Origin of the sequence: Leptospira ryugenii (assembly GCF_003114855.1) — a bacterium.
GTDB classification, from domain to species: Bacteria; Spirochaetota; Leptospiria; order Leptospirales; family Leptospiraceae; genus Leptospira_A; species Leptospira_A ryugenii.
Genome location: NZ_BFBB01000003.1, coordinates 120,148 through 126,714 on the forward strand (window position 1 = coordinate 120,148; position 6,567 = coordinate 126,714).

Consider the following 6,567-nt stretch of genomic DNA (forward strand, 5'->3'; position numbering starts at 1 on the left):
TTGATTCTGTATATTCATTGGACTTATCTAATTCTAGCGGAAATCCATGGGTAAAAGAAAATTCTGTCATGCCAAGAAGCAGATTCGGGCACAAGGCAGTAATATTGAATAGGTAAATATGACAAAAAATCCCATACTTCTCTCAATCTTATTCTTTTCCATAAGCATAAATGCTCAGGAAGTTTCCGAGGAAGACATTTTCCAATTTAGAAACTTATTAAAATCAAAAAAATTTCATGATGCTGAGGTTCTTATTGAAAGATTTTATCAATTGGGAATGGATGAACCTAAATTAGAATTATTGGAAACAGAATTGTGGATTGAAAAGGCAGATGACCTTTACAGCAGAAAGCAGTACAAATCTGCCTTTCCTTATTATAATAATGCGTACATTAGATGGAGAACAAATCCCAAAATAAAAGAAAGATATGATGAATTGGCTGGGAAAATACTCGTAGATGAAGATACACAGGCAAATATTCGTAAGATGTTAAAATCCAACAAAAATGATGAAACGACTGTTCCGAGTAACATTTTTTCTTCCAAAACCATGGAATTCATCAACTCAGAACGGATAGAAATCTTGGACAATCGAGTTTGGAATTTATCAATGTTATTTAGTCTTTCATTACTTACAAACATCATATTTTTTTTTCGATAAGAAAAAAGTAACCACACATAAATCCCTACAAATTTTGATTCATTACCCCGTGATCAGAAAGTTTGAACCACTGTAATTTGTTGACTTATATAACGTCCGCTATACTCTTTTCTTCAAAATAAAATCTCCAGTGATTAGTTTGTTTAAGGAAAAAATGACAAAATCTTTCATCCCCTTCTTTGGGGGATTTTTTTATTTCTTCTACAATAATTTTCTATATTTTCCAATGATCAGAAGATATTCTCGATTTACTTTATTTGTCCTATAGACAATAGACTTCGATGAATTCTAGGACAATCTCTCTCAGCTATCTCAAAGATTTCGGATAATAGATAGGTCGAGATCAAAGTTAACAAAAAATCAGGAGAGATCAAAATCTTTATGAAGTAAGATTCTGCACAATAAATTTTCGTATTAGCATTCTATCTCTCTTGGAATAATTCTGTAGTTTAAATTCTCAGAGAAATCTCTATCCTGAAAAAAGAAAGACTCTTTATTTTTCGAGATTTCTTTTCTGCTTAAAACTCTTATAATTTGCCACAGGGCGATATGATTTCATTTTTTGTAATCGTTGAGTATCCCTCGGTCTACCTGAATCGTATTATAAAATAAATATAAGACTATTTTACTACCGAATTGAAATCCCAAAGTCAGAAATGCGAACTTTCTAAAAAATTATTCTAATGGCATTCTTTTAAAAGAGAATTTTGATTTTCAAAATTTTATTATAGAACAGAACTTAAATCCATGAAAAATATTTATAGCATTTATACACCTGCTGGTTCGCATATTAGCCATGTAATTAAGGACTACCATCCAATATGTAACGTAGTCTCCGCTAAGGAGTTAGTGGTTGATAAAACCGACTGGATGAATTTCTTTCACTTAAATAAACACCTCAAGAAAAATCAAAATATCAAAATATGTTTAAAATGCTCAGTCTACTTATCCAAAATTAGTTCAAGGACAAATGGTAAAACAATTAATTTTAGATAAGATAAAAAAAGGGGACGACCTCTAAAGTTTTTTAAACTCTCGTTTTTAATTAAAAAAGAATTTCTTTTTTATGGAGTTAGGTAAAATTGACATGTGTTTATTGGTACTACGGAGTGATTATGAAGCGTATTGTTATTTTATTAGGTTTTGTATGTCTAAGTCTTCTGAATTTAAATTGTTCATCCAGTAAAATTTATCGATACAAATCAGAAGAACAAGTTCCTGCTAGTGAGTTAGCCTTAGCATTAAACACTAATCTGTCTATAAAATCTATAAACAATGTACCCTTGGATTTCAGCGAATTTAGTAGAACATTGGATTTGTTTTACATAAATCCTGGAAAATACGAAATATCTGCTTACTATTCAAGTAACAGAACTTACAGCACTAACTCCAAAATTATTACGTTTGATGTTCAGAAAGGAGAAATAGTTATTCTGTGTGCATTAGCAGGTTACAAACTCAGCCAAGCTGGCTACAATTCGAATTCAGGGTGGATTGCGTTTCCTTTAAAGGTAAAGGATATTAATCTAGATGAGCATAAGTTTCTCTTCAGCTATAGTAGTGTTTCAATTACTGAAAAATATTGTATTCCAGCTGCCAAGCAAATAAACTAGGAATAATTTTTGCGAGCGAAGCGACTGACAAAAAGTTTAACTAAACTATTGAAGAATAATATTTTCAGGTAATATGATTACTTATTCAAATAACAAGAATAAGTTATCATAAAATTTTACAATCCTTGTCTATTTCTTTGTAACTTGTAGATAAAAGTACTTTCCACCGACATCACTTGTTGAGCCAATGCATGTACCACTGCTAGTTACCACTTCTCCATCGGGAAATAAATATCTTTTTTGATTTGCAAGAATTGAATCTAATTTGCTTATTTCTTTATTTACCGAATCGGTTTTTGTAATTTGAGACGTAATTGCTTTACCATCTCCTAATCCGTAAATTGTGTCGACAGTAATCGACGAAACTGTCGCTGATCCGCACTTTCTAAAACTCTCCCGACGTGTTAATTTTATTAAATAATCACCCTCTTCTCTAAAGAGCAATGTAAGCAAATCGGTCTTGAAATACCCACTAATTGTTTTATAGTTAAAATCTGAGCTACAATATAATCTTCCTAAATTGTCATTTATGTTGATTGTCGATGGTATCGAAATCTCGTTACAGCTTTTTTCTGGAGAAGTTGAGTTTGAAATTAATATACCAAGGACTGCCAAAGTACGATTCTTTGCATTTTGATCGTCAGTATGACAATTCAATAATATAAAAATCAAAAAGAGAAATAAGATATTTTTCATATTAGACTAATCCTTTTATAAACAAAATTTTTAACGAAATGTTTCCAGACTTCTTAATTATTCTATTTCTTTGATAGTTTTAAAGTTAATTTTTTAACTTTGTATAAATCTATTTTTTTGTTATTTTCAATGTCGAAGAGCTTCCAGAACCTTGATTAAAATTTTGGCAGTTGGCTACACAGACTATATTTGTATCTGTGGTTTGATAAACTAACAAAAGCTTAGTATTTTGCGATGAAATAGTATACGAATACGAACTCGAAGACACAGTTCCTGAAGGACTTAATTGAGCAATATATTTGACAGAAGAATCCTGACTTATTTTCAATTGAACACAACTAGATTCATTATCGCAAGTATACATGACCGTGGTTAAGCTATATTTTCCTGATGGCAAAGAATATTCAAAATTATAGCTACCTATTTCTTTAAATGTCAATATTACATAATTAATTTCTGCTTTTGTAGTTGTGTAACAAAGATTAATCGGAACAGAAAAAAGATTTGTTTTCCCGTTTTCGATATTTGTGCAGGGAAGTGAATTTTGCGAACTCACCAAAGATAAAGCCAAAAGTAAATTTGAATCCTCTTTTTCCCGCTTACTATTTTGCTGTTCTTTTGAAAAATTGCAATTCAGTAATAAGACCAATAGAGTAAGATATTTCATTTTTTTTAAAATCATAATGTCAGATTCTCTTTTATTTAATTATTTAATTTTGTGATGAAACCATAATTTTATTTTGGTAGGCTTAATTTGAATTTACTTTAACATCAAAAGATTTATATTCAGGCTCAGTCAAATATTTGTGTTTAAACGTGAAAGAAATCGGATTTTTTCTTTTCGGATATATGAAAATGAAGTTTCGGATAACCAAATCATTTGATTCTAATTTAAAGTCTTCGAAGGACGGCAATGATTCAATGAAAAAGATAACTCTCCAAGAGCTTAAGGTTTTATCTAACCAACTACAGCAGAAATCTATCGTAATTGGCTTTAAAACCGTTTTGTTGTCTAAAGGATCGATAGTTTCAGGTGCCATTCCTACAATAATATCCGAATTTGTTTTATTCTTTACTGCGGCACCGAGGACTGCTACTTCATAATTTGGATTTACTGACCTAAAAATGGAATTCCCACGCACATAACTATTATCTTTTGAAAATTCGATGATTTTTATTTCGATGTTTTCTGAATCAGATGTAGGTTTCAATGAAAAGATTCTATCCTTTGTTGAGGAACATTCCAGGAAGGGAAACAGACTAAGTAGTACAATGATACATTTCGTTTCTTAATTTCCATAATCTAACCGCAGTAACAGAATTAAATTTAAGAGAATATTGTAAATATTTTTTTACTAAAAGTTGAAGATTCGAGATTCCAAATAAAAACTTTTTTTTGTATCATTTTAGATAGGCAATAAGAGAATAAAAGGCAAAAAATCGATAACTCACAAATTAAATATTTTGCCGTTATGTGGACAACCTTTCATTTCATTTAATACTAAACCTATTAAGTTTTTAGATTTAAAATAGGACATCCCGTTAAGATTGACGAAAAATTGAAGTTGTAATGGAATCCGAACCATTATTCTAAGTCTCTAAAAAAGTTAGAATCTTCTTTAACCATAAAGCAGAATCTAGTTTAATTTTCAGTAGGCGTTCCTTACAATCTGGTAAATATCTTTCTACTAGTCCAAGTTAATCCTTTTTCTTTTTCTAATTATTGGTATTTTTTAAGCAGTCTATCCCTTTGAATTCAAATACTATAATAAAAAGCATTCTCACCATCTGTGCGGAAACACATCCGATTTTTTATCGCATTCTTTTCGGTTCCTAGTATCAACAACGCATTGAACCAAAGAGACATCACCAGCTAGTTGAAACATATTTGCATCTGGCTTTCCTTCCCTTGTAGAATTTTTTATATTCTCCACTGTTGAATAGGACACTAGGGCTAAACCACAGAAGTCCGCTTTAAAATAAAATCCATTATCTTTATAACATTGTGACCTCTCGCTTCTGCAATTTATTATAGAGAAAAATAATAATATGAATACGCACCAAATCTGCAATTTTGAATGATTTGATCGAATCCCATTCTGACATATTTTTATTCTAGTTCTCATCTCTATTTCATCCTTCTGGGTTTTATATACATTTTATTTTTTCTCAATCCAGCATCTATTCCCGATATAGCATTCGCAACACTAAATAAAGTTGAACCTTCGATTGTCATAACTTTATATTGAAATAGTCAATCGTAGAGTCTTTCTCTTAATGGATGGATAATTGAACCGTTTGAAATCTTTAATATCTTTTAAATCTGTTATATCTTTCAAAATTATAAACGTAAAGTATCCGTTTCAACGAAATCTTTCTAAATCTACAATTCCATTGAATCTTTTACTTTAACTTTTTAAACCTCGAAGCCATATATTTTATGGCTACTGAAAAAGACTCATCCTCAATACTTCGTTCGTTAACTGTTTGAATATATCGCTTTAGATTCAATTTTTTGGGTATATTTTTTTTTAATTCTTCAGTAAACCTTCCCTCTAATTTTAAACATATTAATCGGATTCGTCTTTCCATGGTATAATCTAAAAATTCTCTACCAATGAGATTATCAATTACTCTAACCCACTTACCAGCCTGAGATTCTCTCTGGTATTTAATTTGATTCTCATAACGTTCCTTAAAGGTCTTCCGTTTACGAAATTCAAAATAAAATTCTTTTTGACACAGAGAATAAACTGTCTTTCGCCAAGAAGGAGGTTTTTGAAAAATAATTTCAGTCTCGGATGTAATAATCCTTTGGTGTAAATTATCAATCAGAGATTTTATTGTAAATCTATCAACAGCCATGGAGAACAACTTTTTGGCACAAATCTTTTATTTCTTCTACAGTATGATAACGTTTAAGCTCTCGAAAGGAGCGTTCGATCAAACATAGATTGGTCAATTCATGAAGACCACCCTTTCCTAGTGGGACTATATGTTCTATATCTACATTGTCGGGATTGAGTTCAACACCTGAGAGATAACATCGATATTCCTGTTTTTTTAGAAGTTCTCTTATGTGAGAAGCTCTAAGTTTAAATTTTTCCATTGGTTTCTCCTTAATTTTATGATGAATATAATAAATAATATAGCTTAAGTTTCTTTGTTCTAATTTTATATTTAATGCGGTATCTCTCTTTTCTTTCAATTACCTCACACAATCCATATTCTTTCCATTTTTTCGCAATAAACATTATCTCTCTTTTATCCAATTGCAATTCATGTGATAAGTTTTCGGCATCACACCATTTTCTTGGTTCAATATGAGAATGGATTTTAAAGGCTCTTTGGTTATAATTTAATTCTCTTCGCATCCTATCCTTATCATAATGATTTTTCCAAAAGTAATCATTTCTAAGAATTGCAAACTTATATCCTTTACTTAATTGAAGCATTTCCACTTCTTTTAGCTCATTGATCAGTCTTCTTTCCCTAAATTGAAGCCTCTCCTGCAATGTCAAAGGAGTGTATAGAAATCTCTCTAAAGTTGAATAAGATTGTTCATAATATTGGGAACAGTTCTCATTAACATCCCAC

Annotated in this window: 8 protein-coding genes; 2 read left to right on the plus strand and 6 right to left on the minus strand. The window is 30.6% G+C overall.

What is annotated here, in order from left to right:
- The first annotated feature begins 118 nt into the window (after positions 1–118).
- Entirely contained in the window at positions 119–661 is a 543-nt protein-coding gene (locus tag DI060_RS04905) for a hypothetical protein (protein ID WP_108974364.1), read from the plus strand.
- A gap of 1,115 nt (positions 662–1,776) precedes the next feature.
- Positions 1,777–2,274 (plus strand): hypothetical protein, encoded by a 498-nt coding sequence (locus DI060_RS04910; RefSeq protein WP_108974366.1) that lies wholly within the window; start codon positions 1,777–1,779, stop codon positions 2,272–2,274.
- A 129-nt stretch (positions 2,275–2,403) separates the two neighbouring features.
- Here DI060_RS04910 and DI060_RS04915 read toward each other — a convergent pair whose 3' ends face one another.
- The 6 genes from DI060_RS04915 to DI060_RS04945 form a co-directional block, all read right to left on the minus strand.
- The gene (locus tag DI060_RS04915; RefSeq protein ID WP_108974368.1) at positions 2,404–2,970 is read right to left on the minus strand and encodes a hypothetical protein; all 567 of its coding nucleotides are present in this window, start codon (positions 2,968–2,970) and stop codon (positions 2,404–2,406) included.
- A 109-nt stretch (positions 2,971–3,079) separates the two neighbouring features.
- Complete coding sequence (locus DI060_RS04920) at positions 3,080–3,652, minus strand: hypothetical protein (protein WP_108974370.1); 573 nt, start codon at positions 3,650–3,652, stop codon at positions 3,080–3,082.
- A 67-nt stretch (positions 3,653–3,719) separates the two neighbouring features.
- Complete coding sequence (locus tag DI060_RS04925; protein ID WP_108974372.1) at positions 3,720–4,181, minus strand: hypothetical protein; 462 nt, start codon at positions 4,179–4,181, stop codon at positions 3,720–3,722.
- 1,192 nt (positions 4,182–5,373) lie between these two features.
- Positions 5,374–5,835: a hypothetical protein gene (locus DI060_RS04935; RefSeq protein WP_108974376.1), complete on the minus strand. Its 462-nt coding sequence runs from the start codon at positions 5,833–5,835 to the stop codon at positions 5,374–5,376.
- The gene (locus DI060_RS04940; RefSeq protein WP_108974378.1) at positions 5,825–6,079 is read right to left on the minus strand and encodes an HNH endonuclease; all 255 of its coding nucleotides are present in this window, start codon (positions 6,077–6,079) and stop codon (positions 5,825–5,827) included. The genes DI060_RS04935 and DI060_RS04940 overlap by 11 nt, the downstream gene beginning before the upstream one ends.
- Positions 6,080–6,095: 16 nt before the next feature.
- Positions 6,096–6,567, minus strand: a 472-nt coding sequence (locus DI060_RS04945) for a hypothetical protein (protein ID WP_167836921.1), incomplete at its 5' end; no start/stop codon positions are given.